20 protein-coding genes are annotated in these 19317 nt (G+C 67.3%); 4 read left to right on the forward strand and 16 right to left on the reverse strand.

The window, feature by feature from the left end:
• A partial coding sequence (locus RT97_RS27485) for a glycoside hydrolase family 3 C-terminal domain-containing protein (RefSeq protein ID WP_042582037.1) occupies window positions 1–1565 on the forward strand: 1565 nt, incomplete at its 5' end.
• Between the two features lie 10 nt (window positions 1566–1575).
• Here the strand turns inward: RT97_RS27485 and RT97_RS27490 are convergent.
• From RT97_RS27490 to RT97_RS27515, 7 genes are all read right to left on the reverse strand, one after another.
• Window positions 1576–1926: a hypothetical protein gene (locus RT97_RS27490; protein WP_042582038.1), complete on the reverse strand. Its 351-nt coding sequence runs from the start codon at window positions 1924–1926 to the stop codon at window positions 1576–1578.
• A 140-nt stretch (window positions 1927–2066) separates the two neighbouring features.
• On the reverse strand, window positions 2067–3956 hold the full coding sequence (locus tag RT97_RS32200; RefSeq protein WP_052810771.1) for a YadA family autotransporter adhesin: 1890 nt from the start codon (window positions 3954–3956) through the stop codon (window positions 2067–2069).
• A gap of 32 nt (window positions 3957–3988) precedes the next feature.
• A complete protein-coding gene (locus RT97_RS27500; RefSeq protein ID WP_042582039.1) occupies window positions 3989–6247 on the reverse strand; it encodes a phosphocholine-specific phospholipase C in 2259 nt (752 codons plus the stop codon).
• 55 nt (window positions 6248–6302) lie between these two features.
• Window positions 6303–6524 carry a hypothetical protein gene (locus tag RT97_RS32205; RefSeq protein ID WP_052810772.1) on the reverse strand — a complete coding sequence of 74 codons (222 nt, stop codon included), beginning with the start codon at window positions 6522–6524 and terminating at the stop codon, window positions 6303–6305.
• 131 nt (window positions 6525–6655) lie between these two features.
• Window positions 6656–7654, reverse strand: a complete 999-nt coding sequence (gene phnE / locus RT97_RS27505; RefSeq protein ID WP_042582040.1) for a phosphonate ABC transporter, permease protein PhnE — start codon at window positions 7652–7654, stop codon at window positions 6656–6658.
• Complete coding sequence (phnC, locus tag RT97_RS27510) at window positions 7651–8472, reverse strand: phosphonate ABC transporter ATP-binding protein (RefSeq protein WP_080898453.1); 822 nt, start codon at window positions 8470–8472, stop codon at window positions 7651–7653. The genes phnE and phnC overlap by 4 nt, the downstream gene beginning before the upstream one ends.
• Window positions 8473–8480: 8 nt before the next feature.
• A complete protein-coding gene (locus tag RT97_RS27515) occupies window positions 8481–9416 on the reverse strand; it encodes a phosphate/phosphite/phosphonate ABC transporter substrate-binding protein (RefSeq protein ID WP_052810773.1) in 936 nt (311 codons plus the stop codon).
• Between the two features lie 193 nt (window positions 9417–9609).
• Here RT97_RS27515 and RT97_RS27520 point away from each other — a divergent pair, with 193 nt between their 5' ends.
• Complete coding sequence (locus RT97_RS27520; RefSeq protein WP_172672261.1) at window positions 9610–10476, forward strand: HAD-IIA family hydrolase; 867 nt, start codon at window positions 9610–9612, stop codon at window positions 10474–10476.
• On the opposite strand, the gene RT97_RS27525 is transcribed toward RT97_RS27520, so the two are convergent.
• Window positions 10413–11342 carry a MurR/RpiR family transcriptional regulator gene (locus tag RT97_RS27525; protein WP_172672262.1) on the reverse strand — a complete coding sequence of 310 codons (930 nt, stop codon included), beginning with the start codon at window positions 11340–11342 and terminating at the stop codon, window positions 10413–10415. The two genes, RT97_RS27520 and RT97_RS27525, sit on opposite strands and share 64 nt — an antisense overlap.
• A 109-nt stretch (window positions 11343–11451) precedes the next feature.
• Here RT97_RS27525 and RT97_RS27530 point away from each other — a divergent pair, with 109 nt between their 5' ends.
• Window positions 11452–12156 carry a class I SAM-dependent methyltransferase gene (locus RT97_RS27530; protein ID WP_042582041.1) on the forward strand — a complete coding sequence of 235 codons (705 nt, stop codon included), beginning with the start codon at window positions 11452–11454 and terminating at the stop codon, window positions 12154–12156.
• A 60-nt stretch (window positions 12157–12216) separates the two neighbouring features.
• Here the strand turns inward: RT97_RS27530 and RT97_RS27535 are convergent, their stop codons facing one another.
• Window positions 12217–13005, reverse strand: coding sequence for a YdcF family protein (locus RT97_RS27535; RefSeq protein ID WP_042582042.1), 789 nt, complete (start codon window positions 13003–13005; stop codon window positions 12217–12219).
• A gap of 98 nt (window positions 13006–13103) precedes the next feature.
• Between RT97_RS27535 and RT97_RS27540 the strand changes: the two genes are divergently transcribed.
• A complete protein-coding gene (locus tag RT97_RS27540) occupies window positions 13104–13382 on the forward strand; it encodes a hypothetical protein (protein WP_042582043.1) in 279 nt (92 codons plus the stop codon).
• 91 nt (window positions 13383–13473) lie between these two features.
• Here the strand turns inward: RT97_RS27540 and RT97_RS27545 are convergent, their stop codons facing one another.
• From RT97_RS27545 to urtB, 7 genes are all read right to left on the reverse strand, one after another.
• Window positions 13474–13824, reverse strand: a complete 351-nt coding sequence (locus tag RT97_RS27545; RefSeq protein WP_042582044.1) for a hypothetical protein — start codon at window positions 13822–13824, stop codon at window positions 13474–13476.
• A gap of 152 nt (window positions 13825–13976) precedes the next feature.
• The gene (locus RT97_RS27550) at window positions 13977–14321 is read right to left on the reverse strand and encodes an FmdB family zinc ribbon protein (protein WP_042582045.1); all 345 of its coding nucleotides are present in this window, start codon (window positions 14319–14321) and stop codon (window positions 13977–13979) included.
• Between the two features lie 9 nt (window positions 14322–14330).
• Complete coding sequence (fmdA, locus tag RT97_RS27555; protein WP_042582046.1) at window positions 14331–15563, reverse strand: formamidase; 1233 nt, start codon at window positions 15561–15563, stop codon at window positions 14331–14333.
• A 24-nt stretch (window positions 15564–15587) separates the two neighbouring features.
• Window positions 15588–16277: an urea ABC transporter ATP-binding subunit UrtE gene (gene urtE / locus RT97_RS27560; protein ID WP_042582055.1), complete on the reverse strand. Its 690-nt coding sequence runs from the start codon at window positions 16275–16277 to the stop codon at window positions 15588–15590.
• Between the two features lie 15 nt (window positions 16278–16292).
• Complete coding sequence (urtD, locus tag RT97_RS27565; protein WP_042582047.1) at window positions 16293–17036, reverse strand: urea ABC transporter ATP-binding protein UrtD; 744 nt, start codon at window positions 17034–17036, stop codon at window positions 16293–16295.
• A gap of 25 nt (window positions 17037–17061) precedes the next feature.
• Entirely contained in the window at window positions 17062–18264 is a 1203-nt protein-coding gene (gene urtC, locus RT97_RS27570; RefSeq protein ID WP_042582048.1) for an urea ABC transporter permease subunit UrtC, read from the reverse strand.
• Between the two features lie 31 nt (window positions 18265–18295).
• Window positions 18296–19210 (reverse strand): urea ABC transporter permease subunit UrtB, encoded by a 915-nt coding sequence (gene urtB / locus RT97_RS27575; protein WP_042582049.1) that lies wholly within the window; start codon window positions 19208–19210, stop codon window positions 18296–18298.
• Window positions 19211–19317: the final 107 nt, after the last annotated feature.

Consider the following 19317-nt stretch of genomic DNA (forward strand, 5'->3'; position numbering starts at 1 on the left):
ACATCTCCGAGCACACGCTGCGCGAGGTCTACCTGCCGCCGTTCCGCGCGGCCATCGACGCGGGCGCGCTCTCGGTGATGAGCGGCTTCAACGAGATCGGCGGGATCCCCTCGACCGCGAACCGGGCGCTGCTCACCGGCGTGCTGCGCGACGAATGGAAGTTCAAGGGCTTCGTGGTGTCCGACTACACGGCCGACGAGGAACTCATCGAGCACGGCTACGCCGCCAACAGCCGCGAGGCCGCCAAGATGGCCTTCATGGCCGGCACCGACGTGAGCATGCAGAGCGGGCTCTACATGCGCCACCTGCCCGACCTCGTGGCGTCCGGCGAAGTGCCGATGGCGCGGCTCGACGAGGCCGTGCGCCGCGTGCTGCACGTCAAGCAGAAGCTGGGCCTCTTCGACGACCCGTTCCGCGGCCTGGACGGGCCGCCCGCCGCCAGGCGCGCCGAGAACCCCGAGTTCATCGCGCTCGCCCGCGAAGATGCGCGCCGCTCCATCGTCATGCTCAAGAACGAGGCCAAGCTCCTGCCGCTGCCCAAGGCCGGCACGAAGATCGCGCTGATCGGCCCCTTCTCCGAAGGCACGAAGGACCTGATGGGCTCGTGGAGCCTGTTCCCGGGCCAGTCGGCGCCGGTGGGCATCGACGAAGGGCTGCGCGCCGCATTGGGGCCCGATTCGTCGGTGACGATCGCGCGCGGCTCGAACGTGGAGTCGCCGCTGCCCGGCGGCATCGAGGCCGCGGTGGCCGCCGCACGCGAAGCCGACGTGGTGGTGCTGGCCATCGGCGAGAGCCAGAAGATGTCGGGCGAGTCGCGCTCGCGCAGCGACATCGGCCTGCCGCAGCCGCAGCAGGACCTGGCCGAGGCCGTGGCCGCGACCGGCAAGCCGGTGGTCGTGCTGCTGAGCAACGGCCGCGCGATGGCGCTCAAAGGCGCGGTGCGCAATGCGCGCGCCATCCTCGTGACCTGGTTCCTCGGCGTGCAGACGGGCCATGCCATCGCCGACGTGGTGTTCGGCGACTTCAACCCCTCGGGCCGCCTGCCGGTGAGCTTTCCGCAGACGGCGGGCCAGGTGCCCTACTACTACGCCCACAAGCGCAGCGGGCGGCCCTCGCCCGAAGGCGCGCCGGGCACGTCGTTCAAGACGCGCTACGTCGATGCGACGAACGAGGCGCTCTACCCCTTCGGCTTCGGCATCGGCTACGCAACCGTGCGCTACGACAACGTCGAGCTGAGCCAGGAGCGCATGACGATGGGCGACACGCTGCGCGTGCGCGCCACCGTCACCAACACCGGCATGCGCGAGGCCGAGGAAGTGGTGCAGCTGTACCTCTCGGAGCGCGCCGCGAGCGTGACGCGACCGGTGCGCGAGCTCAAGGGCTTCCAGAAGGTGCGCATCGAGCCGGGCGCATCGAAGGTGGTCGAGTTCGCGCTCACCACGGCCGACATGGAATTCATCGGCCGCGACATGAAGCCCGTGGTCGAGCCGGGCGAGTTCGACCTGTGGGTCGCCCCCTCGGCCGCGGGCGGCATCCGCAAGCGCTTCGTGCTCACGCGCGAGTGAGCACGAGGGGTCATTCGCCGCTGGCGGTCCGGGACGGCAGGTTCGCCGACGCAACAGGCGGCTGAACCTGCGATTCGAGGATCTCGGTCGGGTGCATCGCGTTGTTGGCACGCACGGCCTCCGCCTGGACCTGCGCGCGGTCGGCACCCGATACCGGCCGCTGCACCTGCGATTCGAGGATCTCGGTCGCGTGCATGCCGGTGTTGGCGCGCATGGCGTCCTCGGCCACCGCGTCGCGCGACTGGGTCGAGTGCGAGATCTGCGGATAGTCGGGGTCGCCGCGCCCGCCTGCATGCGCGAGCGAGGCCAGCACCAGCGCCGGTGCGGCGGCGATGCAAATGGCTGCGGTACGAACTCTCATGGCTGTCTCCTGGAGTGATTGGTTTTTTCACTCTAGGCCGGGCCACTTACGGGCCTGTGAGAAGTTGCTTAAACGTGCGTGAGAAGGCGCCGGGGCGCGGACGCCCTTCATGCCTTTCCACGCGTCGCCGAGTCACGAGGTCAATCGAACACGCCCGTGAATGCCACCCGGCTCACCGCGCCCGAGCTGCTCACGCCCACGCCCAGCGTGATGCTGTAGCGGCCGTCTTCGGAGGTGCGGCGCAGCGACCCGCCCATCGCGTTCTCGCTGCGGAAGTTGCCCATGCCCACGGCGTAGCTGATCTTGCCGGGCACGACCGGCGCGGCCTCCATCGCGGCGACGCCCGCGATGCCCGCGTAGGCGCGCCGTGCGTTGTCGTTGATCTCGTTCTGCAGGCGCGCGGCCGTGAGGTCGGTGTAGGCCTTGCCGAACGGCAGGCCCTGCGCGGCGATGGTGTCGGTGTACGCGTTGGCCGAGGCCACGCCGTTCTGCACCATGCCCTGCACCTGGCCCACGTTGGTGGCATCGGTCGGTGCGCTGCCGGGCGCCACGCCGGTGAGCTGGCGGTTGCCCAGCGCCACTTCGCCGGCCGACGACTGCAGGCCCGCCATGCCCGTGGCCACGTAGTTGGTCTGCGCGCCGCGCGTGGTCACGCTGCCCGCGCCCAGCGCCACGCTGTTGGCATGCTGCACCACCGCGTTGGCGCCCAGCGCGCTGCCCCCATCGGCCTGCGCCTGCGCGCCGCTGCCGATGGCCATCGCGTTGTCTGCGCTGGCGCGCGCCGAGGCGCCGATCGACAGCGTCCGGTTCGCGTTGACGTACACGCCTGCGTCGTTGCCGATCGCGATATTGGCGTTGCCGCTCACGTGCGCGCCGGCGCCGTTGCCCTGCGCGCTGTTGTCGTTGCCCGTCACGGCCTGGCCCGCCGTCGTGCCGAAGGCCTGGTTGCGGTTGCCCTGCACGCCGCCGCCCGCGCCCTGGCCCATCGAGAGGTTGTTGTTGCCTGAGACCTGCGCGCCGGCCATCTGGCCCGAGGCCTGGTTGCCCGAGCCCTTGACACCCCCGCCCGCGCCTTCGCCGCTCGCGATGTTGTTGCTGCCGTTCACGTCACGCCCCGCGCCGTTGCCGTAGGCCTGGTTGCCGTTGCCCGTGACGTTGCCGCCGGCGTTGGTGCCGTAGGCCTCGTTGTCGGAGCCGGTGACATGCTGGCCGGCGTTGGAGCCGGCGGCGTCGTTGCGGTTGCCGGTGACGAACTGGCCCGCCGCATAGCCGTTGGAGTTGTTGTAGTCGCCGGTGACGTTCTCGCCCGCGCTGCGGCCCATGGTCTGGTTCCAGCCGCCGACCACGTTGGTGCCCGCGTAGTAGCCGATGGCCTGGTTGGCGTTCTTGCCCGACACGTTGGTGCCCGCGCCTTCTCCGATGGCCAGGTTCCAGTTGGTGCTGACGTTGTTGCCCGCGCCGTTGCCCATCGAGATGTCGTTGCTGCCGGTCACGTTCCTGCCGGCGTTGGTGCCGATGGCGGTGTTCTCGCTGCCCGTGACGTTGCTGCCGGCGCCATTGCCCATGGCGTTGTTGTTGCTGCCGGCAACGGTCATGCCGGCGTTCGTGCCGGTCGAGTTGTTGTCGGAGCCGGTCACGCCGCTGCCCGCGTGAAAGCCCGTCGCGTTGTTGTGGTTGCCCGTGACGTTGTCGCCGGCGCTGCGGCCGAACGACTGGTTCCAGCCGCCCTTCACGTCGGTGCCCGCCTGGTAGCCGATGGCCTGGTTGGCGTTGTCGCCGCTCACGTTGGTGCCCGCGCCGTCGCCGATGGCCAGGTTGTACTTGGTGCTGACGTTGTTGCCGGTGCCCGTGCCGAACGCCTGGTTGTTGGTACCGGTGACGCCGGTGATGCCCGTGCCGGTGCCGATACCCAGGTTGGACTTGGCCGGGTCCCAGGTGATGGTCTGGGCATGGCCCAGGCCGACACCGGAGCCGAGCGCGACGGCCAGCCCGACCAGGGCTGCGCCGCGCGTTGCGCGCTTGTGCTTCATGCTTCTCCTCTTTGTTGTCGTCGGCGGCGCGTTCAGACGGCGGACAGATGGAGCGCCATCGCCGGATCGCTCACGCTCGGCTTGCCCGTCTCCACGCGGCCCGAGAAGCGGCGCTCGAAGTTGTCGGCGGTGACGGTGAAGTCGTACCAGTGGCCGCTGTCTTCGAGGTTCCAGTGCAGCATGCCGGTGGCGCCTGCCGCCACGTCGAGCGACCAGGGGCCGTCGGCGCGGTAGGCGTTGGCCTTGACCGAAACGGTGCCGCTGCCCTTGCCGGTGTTGTGCACCTTCACGTACACCTGGCCTGCGGCCGGGTCGTAGCAGACCTGCACCTCGGGCTTGAAGGCCGCGGTGTCGGTGGCCAGCGCATCGCCCTTGAAGGTGCGCACGAAGCCGTTGCTGCTGTACACCCACAGTTCGTACTTGCCGCTGTCGGTGGCGCCGGCGTTCCAGTAGTCGGTCAACTGCTTGCCGGCCTCGACCGTGTAGCGGCGCGGGATGCGGTCCAGGTGCAGCTTGTCGTAGACGTGGAACACGGCGCCCTGGTCGCCCGTGTTGCTGAAGATCAGCGACACGAGACCACGCGATTCGACGCGCGCGCTGGTGTGCAGCTCGTAGGGCAGCGCGCGAGAGAAGCGCGTGCCGGTCTCCTGGTACAGCGGCTGCGGCGTGACGGGTGCCTTGGTCACCGCACCTGTGTTGCCCAGGAGCTTCTGCGCCGCATTCACGGCGGGATAGTTGCTGGTGTCGGGCAGCTTGGGAACGACCGGGTCGTTCGGGCTCACGAAGTCGAAGCACGAGGTGAGGTCGCCGCAGACCGCGCGATGCCACGGGCTGATGGCATCGATGGTGATGCCGAAGCGCTTTTCCAGGAAGCGGCCCATCGAGGTGTGGTCGAACACCTGCGAGTCGACCCAGCCGCCCTTGCTCCACGGCGACACCACGTACATCGGCACGCGCGAGCTCAGGCCCCAGGGGCGCGTCTTGCCGCTGGTGGTGTCGGCGGCGTTCAGGTAGCTGCCCACGGAGGCGTCGAAATACTCGCCGTCCAGCGGCACGGTGGACTTGCCCATCAGCTCTCCGCTGGCGTCGTACGAGGGGACCGCCGGCATGGCCAGGTGGTCGAAGAAGCCGTCGTTCTCGTCGAAGGTCACGAAGAGCGCCGTCTTGCTCCAGACCGCGGGGTTCGAGGTCAGCGCGGTCAGCACGTCCGAGATGAAGTCGGCCGCGCCGGCCACGCCTTCGCTGCTGCCGGGATGCTCGGCCAGCGCCTGCGTGGGCAGCACCCACGAGACCTGCGGCAGGGTGTCGTTCATCACGTCCTGCTTGAGTTGCGCAAGGAAGTTGACCGCGCCGTCGGCCGCCGCGGGGCCGCCCGTCAGGCCATGCTCATAGATCGGCGAGCCCGGCTGCGCGGTGCGGAAGCTCTCGAAGGCCAGGCAGCCGTTCATGGCGCCCGTCCAGTTGTTGTTCATGTTCTGGTAGATGTGCCAGGTGATGCCCGCCTTCTGCAGCACGTCCGGCAGCGTGTCCCACTTGAAGGAGTTGTTGACGTACTTGTAGTTGTAGGCGCCCGAGGTCGGGTCGGTCTGGCCCGTGCCGTCGGCCTTCTGCGCGCGACCCGCGACCCAGTTCGACGGGCTGGGCCAGCAGCGCGAATTCACCGGCTCGGAGTCGGTATCGGTGCTGTTGATGCCCTTCTTGCGCAGTTCCGGATTGAAGTTGGAACCCGACCAGAACACGATGCGGTTGGGGTCGGTGCCGGTGAGGATGGAGCAGTGGTAGCCGTCGCAGATCGTGAAGGCGTCGGCCAGCGCGAACTGGAACGGAATGTCCTCGCGCAGGTAATAGCCCATCGTTGCCTGGTTCTTGAACTGGATCCAGCGGTCCATCTTTCCCTGGTTCCACGCGCCTTGCATGTCGGGAAAGTTGTGCGGCGTGCCGGAGCCGATCAGAGCATTGGCGATCGTGGAGTCGCGGCGGAAGGGCTGGATGTCCGGGCCGCCGACGGTGGAGTTGGGCTGGAAGTACACCGGCTTGCCGCTGGCCAGCGGAATCGGGAAGCGGTCGCCGAAGCCGCGCACGCCGCGCAGGGTGCCGAAGTAGTGGTCGAAGCTGCGGTTCTCCTGCATCAGGATCACGATGTGCTTGATGTCGTTGATGGTGCCGGTGTCGACGGCGGCCTCGATGGCCAGCGCCTTGCGGATCACGGGCGGCAGCATCGTCATGGCCGAGGCGGCGCCGATGGCGCCGGCCGACTTGCGGAAGAAATCGCGACGGTTGGGGGTGTTCATGGGTGGTCTTTCAACGCGGGGAAATGAAGAGCGGATCGGGTGGCGAGCGGCGCGGTCAGGGTGCGCACTTCAGGGCGGGCGTGGGCTGCTGGGGCTGGTCGCCGCCGGGCTGCTGCGGACCGCTGCCGCCGGCGGGCGGCGTCTGGCCCGGCGGAAGGATCGGCAGGCCACCGCCGCCGCCGCCGCCGCCGCCACCACCACCGCCGCAGGCGGCGAGGCCAAGGCACAAGACGAGGCCCGCCGCAGCGAGGCCGTACCGGGAAGAGGCTGATTTCATGGGTGTGTCCTTTTTGAATCGGTGAGCGTGAGAAAGCGAAAGGCAAAAGCGCGGGCGAAGCCGGTCCCCTGCGGGCCCGCGAAGGGCTCGCACCGGAATCGGAAGAAATTCGGGGATGGGTGGGCTAGCGCTCAGGCATAGCGGCTGCGCAGGCGGGCTGCGACCCTGTCGAGCACGAGGACGGTGAGGAAGATCGCGATCAGGATCGTTCCGACGTGCGCGTAGTTGTACATGTCGTAGCGGCCCTTCAGCTCCTGGCCGATGCCGCCCGCGCCCACCAGGCCCACCACGGTGGCCATGCGCACGTTGCGGTCGAGCACGTAGAGCGTGTAGGCGATGAACTGCGGCATCACCTGCGGCAGCACCGCGAAGCGCATCACCTTCAGCCTGTTCGCGCCGATGGCGCGCAGCGCCTCCTGCGGCTTGTCGTCGGCGGTCTCGATGTCTTCCGCGTAGAACTTGCCGAGAAAGCCCGCCGAGTGCAGCGCGAGGGCCAGCACGCCGGCTATGGGGCCGAAGCCGTAGGCCAGCACCAGGAACAGCGCGCTCACCAGTTCGGGCACCGCGCGGAACATGCCCACCACGCTGCGCGCCAGCGTGTAGACGGCGCGGTTGGGCGTGTAGTTCTTCGCGCTGCACCAGGCCAGCGGCGCGCTCAGCACAATGGCCAGCAGCGTGGCCCAAATGGCGATCTCGAAGGTCTCGAGCATCTTCACGGCCACGTGCCAGAGGTAGCCGAAGGGCTCCACCAGCACCTCGCGCTGGTCGACCACCTCCTCCATCTGCAGCGTCTGCGGGTTGAGCTTGGGCTGGCGCGATTCCTCGGTCTCGACGTGAGAGAACCACGGCAGCCGGTTGCGGTCGAAGCCCTCGATGCGCGCGACCTCGGTGCGTTCGGACACCTGCGGCGGAAAAAGCGAACGCGCGATCGTGCCCAGGCCCGAGAGCACCTGCGACTGCTCGCGCAGCCCCACGGCGGCCAGCACGCCTTCGCCGGTGAGCGAGAGCATGCGGCCCATCTCCACGCGCTGGCCGGCGAAGAAGCCGACCACGACGACGAGGATCAGCACGACAAGGCTGCGGGTGCCGAAGGGGCGCGGCAGTTCCCAGGCGGATGCGGGGCGGCTCATCGCGCAAGCTCCAGTACGCCGGTGTGCAACGGCAGCACGTCTTCGGGTTCGGGTTCGGTGATCGGCCCCTGCGGTTGCTCGATGGTCACGGGGCGGCCGTAGATCGCATCGAAGACCTTGGGATCGAACGCATCCGGCGCCCCGTCGAACACCACCGCGCCATGGCGCAGCGCCACGATGCGGTCGGCGAATTCGCAGGCCAGTTCGATCTGGTGCAGGCTGCACAGCACCGTGGTGCCGCGCTCGCGCGCCTCGCGCCGCAGCAGCGAGAGCACGTCGTGGCTGGTCTGCGGATCCAGGCTCGCCACCGGTTCGTCGGCCAGCACCAGCGGCGGATCGAGCATGAAGGCGCGCGCGATGCCCACGCGCTGCTGCTGGCCGCCCGAGAGCTCGCTCACGCGGCGCAGCAGGTGCTGCTCCTGCAGGCCCACCGATTCGATCAGCGCGCAGGCCTTGGCGCGCTGCGCCTCGGTGAACAGACCCAGCAGCGCACGCCACGTCGGCATCGCGGGAAGCGCGCCGGCCAGTACGTTCTCGGCCACGGTGGAGCGCAGCACGAGGTTGAACTGCTGGTGGATCATGCCGATGCGCGGGCGGATGCGGGCCAGCGCGGCGGGCACGATCGGCACGCCCTCGACCTGCACCGCGCCCTGCGTGGGCCGGACCAGTCCGTTCGCCATGCGCAGCAGCGTCGACTTGCCTGCCCCCGAGGAGCCCAGCACCACGCAGAACTGGCCGGCCGGCACATTGAGCGAGACGCCGTCGAGCGCGCGCGTGCCGTCGGCATAACGCATGGCGACCGAATCGAAGTTCAGCATGGCCTTGCTCAACGCTCCGCGGCCTTGGAGAGGATGTGGCCCTTGAGCTCGTCGGTCAGCAGGCCCAGCTTCTCGGCGGCGACATTGAACTCGTCTTCCGAGAACTTCGTGTCGTAGCCGTCGATCTTGCCGCCGCCGTAGCCGCGGATCATGTCGGGCGTGATGCCGGGAGCCTTGTTGACCGTCTGGAAGGCGTCCTTCAGCTTGGTCTTGAGCGGCTCGGGCAGCTTCGAGTTGAGCGCGAGCGGCGGGTACGGAATGGCGATGCTCTTGGCGATGACCTTCACGGTCTTGGGATCGACCGCACCCTGCTTGACGGCCTTCTCGTAGGAGTCGAACGAGAGCGAGGCCACGTCGACCTGGTCCTGCACCAGCGCGGCCAGGCTGCTCGCGTGGCTGCCGGTCATGCGGATGGCCGCGAGGTCCTTGGCGGGGTCCATGCCCGCGTCCATGAGCATCGCGACCTGGAAGGTGAAGCTCGACGCCGAATTGACGTCGCCGAAGGCCACGCGCTTGCCCTTGACGTCCTTGATGGTCGCGATGGGCGCGTTGGCCTTGGCGAACATGCCGGCGTAGTACACCGACGCGCCCTTCTCCACGCCCACGGCCAGCAATTGCGCGCAGCCGCGCTTGTGGGCCTGCACGTAGGACACCGGGCCGAAAAAGGCGATGTCGGCGAGCTGGTTGCACATGCCCTCGACGACCGCGCCGTACGACTGGCCGACCTTCAGGTCGAAATTCAGGCCCGTGGTGCGCGTGATGGCGTTGAAGACCGGCGCGTAGTCGGCCTTGGTACCCGACTCGGTGCCGCCATCGGCGGGAATCAGCAGCACGCGCAGCGGATGCTCGCGCGAGCCGTCGGCCACGGATTGCGCATGCGCGGGCAGCGAAAGCGCTGCGGACAGCGAAAGTGCGGCGGCCGCGACGGCCAGGAGCTTGTTCATGATCGGTTCCTTCGTTTCGGATCTCTGGGGCAGAGCGGGAGAGCGGGTTCGCCGCCGGGATGCCGGTGAGCTTAGAAACGAAAGATGACAGGAAAATGAAATTAGCTCAGTACAAAACCAACAATCAATTGAGCAATGTTCAATACAATCCGGCGCCATGGCCGAGATACCGGTCGGCCGATACCGGAGATCCATGAGCACGAATTTCAAGACAGCAATGGCACCAGCGAACGGCGAATGGCTCACAGGGGTCCGCCACCTGCTCGTCGACCTGGACGGCACGCTGGTGCGCCAGCAGGAAGCGATCGACGGCGCAGCCGAACTGCTCGCCCACTTTCACGACCGCTACGCCATCGTTTCCAACAACTCCACGCACACGGCGCAGGGCCTCGCGCTGCGGCTGCGCCGCCTGGGCCTGCGCGTGCCGCCCGGGCGCATCGTGCTGGCCGGCGAACTGGCGGTGCGGCAGCTGGCGCAGCAGCATCCTGGCGCGCGCGTGCTGCTGATCGGAAGCCCGTCGCTGCATCGGTTCGCGCGTGCCGAAGGCTGCGAGCTGGTCCAGGCGAATGCCGACTTCGTGCTGCTCGCGCTGGACATGCACTTCAGTCACGCGCGCCTGGCGCTGGCCGCCAACGAACTGCTGCGCGGCGCCAGGCTGATGGTGACCAATGCCGATGCCACGCATCCCGGCCCGCAAGGCCGCGTGGTGCCCGAGACCGGCGCGCTGCTCGCGGCGGTGCTCGCTGCGAGCGGCGTGCAGCCGTGGCGCACGATCGGCAAGCCCGCGCCGCTGCTGTTCGAAGAGGGTTTGCGCCGCCTGGGCGCGGAGCCCGCGAGCACCGTGGTCGTCGGCGACAACCCGCTCACCGATGCCGAAGGCGCCGCGCGGCTGGGCATGACATGCCTGCTCGTGGGCCAGGCGCCGGGTGCCGTCGCACCCACGGTGGCCGGGCTGTTCAGGCGCTCTTCGCCGGTTGCCGCGCCCGAAGAATCGCCTCAGTACCTCTTGAGCGAGAGCACGTCGAAGGTCTGGCGCAGCGTGCGCACCGAGGTGTCGTAGTCCGAGAGCGCAAGGCAGGCGATCAGCACATCGATGATCGCCAGTTGCGCGAGCCGGCTGGTCATCGCCTCGGTGCGAAAGCTCGTCTCGCGCGCCATGGTGAACAGCACCACGTCGGCGAAGGCCTGGATCGGCGACTTGCCGAAGTTGGTGATGCACACCGTCGAGGCGCCCGCCTCCTTTGCGAGGCGCGTGGCCGTGACCGTCTCGTGCGTGCTGCCCGAATGCGAGATGGTGAGCACCGCCACCTTCGCATCGGTGAGCGAGGCGCTGATGGCCTGCACGTGCGAATCGACCACCACCTTGGCATTGAGGCCGATGCGCAGCATGCGGTAGTGGGCGTCTTCGGCGATGGTGGCGGAGCTGCCGATGCCGTAGATCTCGATGCGCTCGGCGCGGCGAAAGAGCTTGACCGCGCGCTCCATCGACTTTGCATCGAGCGTGGCCTGCGTGTCGTGCAGCGTCTGCACGTTGCTCTGGAAGATCTTGCGGATCACCGCATCGGCCTTGTCCTGCGGATCGAGGTCTTCGTGAATGAACTGCACCGGCCGCACGATCTCCTGCGCGAGCGCGATCTTGATCTGCTGGAAGCCGGTGGCGCCCAGGTTCTTGCACAGGCCCACGATGCTGCCCTCGCTCGAGCCGGTGCGCTCGGCCACCTCGCTCACCGACATGTGGACGACCTCGCGCGGGTTCTTTACGATGAAGTCGGCGATGCGCTGGCCCACCGGGCCGAGCGACGACCACAGCGTCTCGATGCGCGCCAGCACTGCCGAGACCTGGCCTTCGGGCAACTCGGGCGACGGCGTGCCGGCGGCCTTGGGACTGGCGGATCGGGGGGTGCTGTTGCTGCTGTTGCGCTTCATGGGCCGCGAGCTTACCCGCCCACGATGGCGGTTTGATGCGGCGGCGCGCATACTGGGCCTCCTTCGCTTTGCCTCGAGGCCTCGCCCGCGAGGCCCCGCCCCCCTTCAGATGCCGGGCTACCAAATCAAGCTGGAACGCATCGCGATCGCGGGTGCGGACGACCTGCTCATACGGTCGTTGCTCGACCGCCAGCAGTACGCCGATCCGCTGGGTGCCGCGGCCGCGCAGGGCATCTCTTCGGCGGCGTGGCCGATGTTCGGCCTCTTGTGGCCCTCGGGTGCGCAACTGGCCGCGCGCATGGCGATACACCCCGTCGCGATCGGCGCCCGTGTGCTGGAGATCGGCTGCGGCCTGGCGCTCGCGAGCCTGGTCGGCCACCGCCGCGGCAACGACATGACCGCGAGCGACTGCCATCCATTGACGGCCGGCTTCCTGCTGGAGAACCTGCGGTTGAACGCCCTGCCGCCGATGAAGTACCGGCGCGGCCACTGGGGCATGCGCGCGGTGGGTCCGGAGGGCGCCGAGGACTCCGGCAGCGATGTGCACGGCGCCTTCGACCTCATCATCGGCAGCGACCTGCTGTACGAGCGCGATGCGGGTGGCCTCCTGGCCGCCTTCATCGGCCGGCATGCAAGCCCCGCTGCGGAGGTGTGGATCGTCGACCCCGACCGCGGCAACCGCCCCGCCTTCAACCGTCAGATGGCCGACGAAGGCTTCGGCATGTGCGAGGAGCGGCTCGACCAGCGCGCGACGGTGGGTCGCCTGGCGTACCGGGGGCGGCTGCTGACCTACCGGCGCACCGACCCGGGATGACCGGCGGCGAAGGCCAAGGCGGCGGGCCGCCTTCAGGAAGTCATCAAGTGAGCGCCCGCGCTAGTACTCGTTCAAGGCCCAACTGCTGAGGAAGGCGAAGTACTCGCGCAGCCAGATGTTGTATCGCAGGTAGAGGGGCGTATCCGCACCCAGGGTGGTGACGGCCGTATAGCCCGCACGCCGGGCGATCAGCCCCGCGCGCAGCGTATGGAAATCGCTCGTCACGAGATGCATCGGTGCATCGGCAGGCACGCCTGCGGCAGCAAGCACGGGTCGGCTGAAGGCGAGGTTCTCTTGCGTGCTCGTGCTGAGTTCCTCCTTGACGATGCGACGCGCCGGCAGTCCGCGCTCCTGCAGGTAGGCAGCCATCACCTCGCCTTCGCTCTGCGCCCTGAAGCTGATGCCTCCGCTCGCCACGACCAGGGCATCCGGGTTGCGGGCCGCATCGCGCAAGGCGAGATCCAGCCGGGCGACCAGCGTGGGCGATGCCGTCGCACCGGGCGACCCCGATCCCAGGACCACGATAGCGGCCGGCGCGGTCGCGGGAAGGTCCGCCGATGCCCTGGTCGCCAGGATGGTCCAGAAGACAGCCACCGTGGCGAGCCAGAAAAACACGCCGTACCAGAACCAGCGCCAGAGGGCGGCGCGTCTCGGGGCGGCGCCGAGCCAGCGTTTCAATGGCGTCCACCAAAGACCGAGGCCGCACAACCCGAGCCCCATCGCCAACGGCAGGACGACGCCGAGATTAAAGTAGCCGGTCGCGACCAGGATCAAACCGTCCGACAGCAGCACGAGCCCCAGGACACCGGCCACCGCACGTTTCACGTTATGCATTGCAAGGACATTCATCGGCCCGAACTCTATCGCTGCGGTCGGTGCATCCGCAGCATTCGTGGCATCAGAGCGGAGCAGAAAACGCGTGAGCGCCCCCAACAGACGAAAGTGCTATGACCACCCCCATCCCCCTCGGACGACGACTGGCTCTCATCTCGGAGACCTACATCGAGACCTACCGGTTCCAACCGGCAGGCCATGTCGCCGCAACGCTGGGCACGAAGAACGGGCCGGTGTGCGCCCCGCTCCTCGCCTACAGCGTGCTCTCGGCCGACAGCATCCGGCTGGTTCACGGCGATGACGTGGCCATCACCTGGACGAACATCGAGATCGATGGCGATGTGCTGCGCGCGGAATGCGAAGGCCGCGTCAAGACATTCAGCATCGAGTGACGCTGCAGCCGCCAAGGCGGCACGAGCGACAAAGACAGCAACGAAAAAACGGGCCAGGCGGCCCGTTCTTCATTGCATTGCGCCGATCGACTCAGCGAGCAGCCTGGCGCGTGAACGACACGCTGGGCTTCTTGTAGGCTTGCGGCACTTCGTCGCGGTAGAAGGCGCGGCGGTCGAGGCTGGCGTACGGATCGTGGGCCTTGGCAACGGCTTCAGCCTGGATGGTGGCGCGGTCAGCGGTCGAGTTGAACGCTTGTGCACCGGCGCTGGCACCTTCGCCGTATTCGTTGCCGGCGCGAGCGGCGGCAGCGGCTTGCGGAGCGACTTCTGCACGCGACACCGACGAGTTCACGGTGTGCACGCCGTCGTAGGTTTCTGCTTGCGCACCGGCGGCAGCCAGGAGCGAGAGGGCAGCAGCAGCGAGGATCTTCGAGGCATTCATTTCAATCTCCTTCAATCGGTTGGTTGGTGAGGAGAAGTTTGATCCTGGCGCGCTCCAAAAAACCGCGGCAAAAAGAATCGCGGCGTTCACAAGTTTGAAACAATCGGGGTTTGCACCGGACCGCGGCACACCCCCGATTTGCTAGCGCAACACTAGTGCGAAATCATCCACGGCCGCTTCGACGGCGCCGACTTGGCACCGTTCGGCGCGGTCACCGTCGCGCTGCGGGGCGATGACCCCGAGCAGCAGCCGCAACCGGCCGGATGCTTGAAGCGCGCGTAGTCGCGGGAACTGCCGGGCTCGTGCCGCGCGCGCTCGTTGGTCTCCATGGCGTTGCGGGTTCCAGAGGCCATCAGCGCGAGCCGCGGCGCGGCCGAAAGCACACGCGGCGATGCGCCTCCGCAGTCTGGGCATGCAGCCGGTTCGTCGCGCTGGCCCGAAGGCCGCAGCGCGTCGAAGCCACCGCATTGCCCGCAGGCGTAGTCATAGGTCGGCATGGCTTTTCTTCAACGCAGGTCGTGCGAGAGCGGCATGTCGATGCTGCCGTCGATCATCTTCACCGGGCCCGATGCGTTCGGGTTGATGTCGAAGTCGAAGATGCCCGTGGGCAGCCACAGCGTGGCGCATGAATTCGGCACGTCGACCACGCCGCTGATGTGGCCCTGCACCGGTGCCGTGCCCAGGATCGAATACGCCTGCGCGCCCGAATAGCCGAACTTCTTCAAGTACTCGATGGCGTTCAGGCACGCCTGGCGATAGGCCACGTTCACGTCGAGGTAATGCTGCTTGCCGCTCTCATCGACCGAGATGCCCTCGAAGATCAGGTAGTCGTTGTATTGCGGCGTGATCGGGCTGGGCTTGAAGATCGGGTTCTTGATGCCGTACTTGGCCATGCCGCCCTTGATGAGCGTGACCTTCATGTGCACCCACCCCGCCATCTCGATCGCGCCGCAGAAGGTGATCTCGCCGTCGCCCTGGCTGAAGTGCAGGTCGCCCACGCTCAGGCCCGCGCCGTCGACATACACCGGAAAGAACACCTTCGAGCCGCGCGAGAGGTCCTTGATGTCGCAGTTGCCGCCGTGCTCGCGCGGCGGCACCGTGCGCGCGCCCTCCGCTGCCGCCTTCGCTCTCGCTTCGCCGGTCATCTTGCCCATGTGGGCGGTGCCGGCGAACGGCGGATTCGCAAGGCCGGGCACGCGGTCCGGATCGGTGGCGATGAGCTTGCCCTCGCGCTCGTTCCACATGTCGAGCATCGGCTTGTCGGGAAGGCAGCCGATCAGGCCCGGGTGGATCAGCCCCGCGAAGTTGACGCCCGGAATGTGGCGCGAACTCGTGAACATGCCCTTGAAGTCCCAGATCGATTTCTGTGCCTCGGGAAAGTGATCGGTGAGGAAACCGCCGCCGTTCTTCTTCGAGAAGAAGCCGTTGAAGCCCCACAGGCTGTCCTGCTTCGCGCCGATGTCCAGCAGGTCGACCACCAGCAGGTCGCCGGGCTCAGCGCCCTTCACGCCCACGGGGCCCGAGAGGTAGTGCACGGTGCTCAGGTCGATGTCGCGCACGTCGTCGGCGCTGTCGTTGTTCTTGATGAAACCGCCGGTCCAGTCGAAGGTTTCGAGAATGAAGTCGTCGCCCGGGTTGACCCAGCAGGCCATCGGGATGTCCGGGTGCCAGCGGTTGTGGATGTTCTCGTTCTCGGTGGGCGGCTTGGTCAGGTCGACCTTGATCAGCGTGTCCGTCATTTGCAGTGGCTCCTGGGGTTGTGGTTAGACAGAGAGATAGGCCTTGATGTGATCGACATCGGTCTTGTCGCGCGCGGTTTCGTGAACGAGGCGGCCGCCTTCGATGACGAACAGCCGGTCGGCCACGTCCATCGCGAAACTGAGCACCTGCTCGGACACGACGATGGTGATGCCGCGCATCTTGCGGATCTCGTTCAGTGCCTTGGCGATGTCCTTGATGATCGAAGGCTGGATTCCTTCGGTCGGCTCGTCGAGCAGCAGCACCTTCGGGTCGGTGACGAGCGCACGCGCGATCGCCAGTTGCTGCTGCTGCCCGCCCGAGAGGTTGCCGCCCTTGCGGCGCTTCATGTCCCACAGCACGGGGAAGAGCGCGTAGATCTCTTCGGGAATGCGCTTGGTCTTCGAGTTCTCCAGGCCCGTCTGGATGTTCTCTTCCACCGTGAGCGTCGGGAAAATCATCCGCCCCTGCGGGACGTAGGCGATGCCCTTGGCGACGCGCCGGAAGCTCTCGTCGCGCGACACGTCCTGCCCCGCCACTTCGATGCGCCCGCTCTTGATCGGCAGCACGCCCATCAGGCTCTTGAACAGCGTGGTCTTGCCCATGCCGTTGCGGCCCATGATCGCGACGGTCTCGTTGGCATGGCCCGCGAACGAGATGCCGTGCAGCGCCTCGCTCTGGCCGTAGGCGGTGTGCAGGTCGTCGACCTTCAGCATGATGTTGCTCATGGTTCAGTGCCCCAGGTAGACGTCGATGACCTTCGGGTCGGCCTGCACCTTCTCCATCGGCCCTTCGGCGAGGATCTTTCCCTGGTGCATCACGGTGACCTTGTGCGCGATCTGCTTGACGAAGGCCATGTCGTGCTCGATGACGATCACCGCGCGGTTCTGGCAGATGCGCTTGAGCAGGTCGGCGGTGAGCTCGCGTTCGCGCGCGCTCATGCCGGCGATGGGCTCGTCGAGCATCAGGAGCTCGGGCTCCTGCATCAGCAGCATGCCGATCTCCAGCCACTGCTTCTGGCCGTGGCTCAGGAGGCCCGCCTCGGTGCGCAGCTTGTCGGCCAGGCCGATGTCTTCGGCCACCGCCTGAACCTTCGACCTGACCTCGTCGTCGCATTTGAACGCCAGCGCGCCGAACACCGAGCGCCCCTTCGGAAAGGACACCTCCAGGTTCTGGAACACGCTCAGGTTCTCGTAGATCGACGGCGTCTGGAACTTGCGGCCGATGCCCAGGCGCACACGCTTGTGCTCGGCCATCTTCGTCAGTTCGGTGTTCTTGAACTTGATGCTGCCGGCGCTGGCCTTGGTCTTGCCGCAGATCAGGTCGAGCAGCGTGGTCTTGCCGGCGCCGTTCGGTCCGATGATCACGCGCAGCTCGTTGCGGTCGATGTAGAGCGTCAGGTCGTCGATGGCCTTGAAGCCGTCGAAGGAGACGGTGAGGTCTTCCACGGCGAGCGCGAAGTCGGTGTTGCTCATGAGGAAAGTGCTCCGGTGTTCGTCTTCAGGCGCGCTGGCTGCCGACACCTTCGGGCAGGGAGGGTTCGGGCGACACGGCCGTTGCGGCCGGGGTCGCGGGCGTCATCGGCATGGCGGGCGGCGGCTGCACGGCGGCCTGGCGCAGCGCCTCGCGGCGGCCCTTCCACCAGGGCCTGATCTTTTCGTCCCACAGGCCCGCGAGCCCCATCGGGAAGGCCATGGTCACGCCGATGAAGAGCCCGGCCATGAGAAACAGCCACAGGTCCGGAAAGCTCTCCGAGAACAGCGTCTTGCCCGCGTTCACCAAGAGCGCGCCATACACCGCGCCCACCAGGCTCATGCGCCCGCCGACCGCGCAGAAGATCACCATCTCGATGGACGGCACGATGCCCACGAAGCTCGGCGACATGAAGCCCACCTGCAGCGCGAACATCGCGCCGCCGATGCCCGAGAGCCCGGCCGCAAGGCAGAAGATGAAGACCTTGAAGTTCGACACGTCGTAGCCCGAGAAGCGCACCCGGTCTTCCTTGTCGCGCATCGCGAGCAGCAGCGTGCCGAGCTTGCTGGTCTGGATCCAGCGGCACAGCACGATGCTCGCGACCAGCAGGCCCACGCAGACGTAGTAGAGGATGTACTTGGCGCCGTCGGTGCGCGTGTCCCAGCCCAGCATCGTCTTCAGGTCGGTCATGCCGTTGACGCCGCCCGTGTAGCCCTGCTGGCCGATGATGAGCACGGTGCAGATCAGCGCCACCGCCTGCGTGATGATCGCGAAGTACACGCCGCCCACGCGGCGCTTGAACATCGCGAAGCTCACGAGCCAGGCCAGCGCCATCGGCGCGAGCACCACCAGCGCGAGGCTCAGCGGCAGGCTCTTGAACGGCAGCCACAGCGCGGGCAGCTCGGTGATCTGGTTCCAGTCCATGAAGTCGGGGATGCCGGGCGTCGACTGGATCTTGGTGGTGACCGGGTCGGAGGCCTCGAGCTTCAGGAACATCGCCATCGCATAGCCGCCGATGCCGAAGAACACGCCCTGCCCCAGGCTCAGCACGCCGCCGTAGCCCCACACCATGACGAGCCCCACCGCGACGAAGGCGTAGGTGAGGTACTTGCCCACGAGGTTGAGGCGAAAGATGTCGAGCGAGAGCGGCAGCACGACCGCCAGCAGCAGCACCAGCAGCAGGAGACTGCCCAGCTGGTAGCGCAGGATCGAGGCCTTGATGAAATTCATCGGAACGTTCTCCAGGAAGAAATCGGGTTCATCAGCGGCGCACCTTGACTGCAAAGAGGCCTTGGGGTCGCATCATCAAAATCAGCACGATCAAAGAGAGCGTCAGCACCTTGGCCATCGAGCCGGTCATGAAGAACTCCGAGATCGACTGCGTCTGCGCGATGCCGAAGGCCGAGACCACCGTGCCCAACAGGCTCGCGGCGCCGCCGAAAGTGACGACCAGGAACGCATCGACGATGTAGAGCGAGCCCGAGGTAGGCCCGGTCGAGCCGATGGTGGTGAAGGCCGCGCCCGCCATGCCGGCGATGCCGCAGCCGATGGCGAAGGTCAGGCGGTCGGTCTTCATCGTGTCGATACCGGTGGCATTGGCCATCGTGCGGTTGGCCACGGTGGCACGCACCCGGAGGCCCCAGCGGCTCTTGTGCAGCGCGATGAGCACGCCGCCCGTGACCAGCGTGGTGAGCGCGAGCACGAAGAGACCGTTGATCGGAATGTCCAGGCCCTCATGCGGCGTCCACGAGCCCATGAGCCACTCGGGCAGCGTGGGGCTCACTTCCTTCGGGCCGATAAAGGTGCGAAAGATCTGCTGCAGCCCCAGGCTCACGCCCCAGGTGGCGAGCAGCGTGTCGAGCGGACGCTTGTAGAGATGGCGGATGAGGCCCCACTCCACCAGCCAGCCGACGATGAAGGCGAACACGAACGCCAGGCCGATGGCGATCGGAAAGTAATACGGCATGAACGCCGGCGCCATCCGCTCCGTTACCTGCGCGGCGAGGTAGATCGAATAGGCGCCGATGGTCATGAACTCGCCATGCGCCATGTTGATGACGCCCATCTGGCCGAAGATGATCGCCAGGCCCAGGCCCATGAGCAGCAGCACCGCGAAGAGGCTCAGCCCCGCGAAGCCCTGCATGAGGCCGATGTTCATCATGTCCGACAGAGTCATGGCAACGGATTCCGGTGTTTGGGTGTTGGCTCCTTCCCCCTCTGGGGGAAGGTTGGGATGGGGGCACGGCGGCACTTGCAAGCGCAAGGCTTCATCAACGGCCGCTT

The sequence above is a fragment of the Variovorax paradoxus genome (assembly GCF_000834655.1).
Taxonomy (GTDB): domain Bacteria; phylum Pseudomonadota; class Gammaproteobacteria; order Burkholderiales; family Burkholderiaceae_C; genus Variovorax; species Variovorax paradoxus_F.